Source organism: Bacillus sp. SIMBA_005, assembly GCF_046535585.1.
Taxonomy (GTDB): domain Bacteria; phylum Bacillota; class Bacilli; order Bacillales; family Bacillaceae; genus Bacillus; species Bacillus pumilus.
On sequence record NZ_JAWRWI010000750.1, the window covers coordinates 1 to 255 of the forward strand.

The 255-nt window shown below is 44.3% G+C and carries 1 protein-coding gene; it reads left to right on the forward strand.

All coding sequences use genetic code 11. From position 1 onward, the window contains the following. Positions 1-50 precede the first annotated feature (50 nt). Positions 51-255, forward strand: a 205-nt coding sequence (locus tag SB660_RS22065; protein ID WP_410584599.1) for a hypothetical protein, incomplete at its 3' end; no start/stop codon positions are given.

The following is a 255-nucleotide window of genomic DNA, read 5'->3' on the forward strand; positions in this document are numbered from 1 at the left end:
TGCTGACAAAACTGACGCGGCAGATTCAAAAAGATGCCGTCCCATTACCTATGCCGAAAGAAGAGTCTGATACTGCTGATGTTAAAGCATCGGCAGCTCATTCACAAAAAACGGCGGGAATGAGATTAGGGAACGAAGATTTTAAAAAAGATTATAACATCCAATATGCTTACATGACGGGCTCCATGTACAGGGGAATTGCTTCGGAACAGATGGTCATTAAAGCGGCAAAAGCGGGAATGCTGGGCTTTTTCG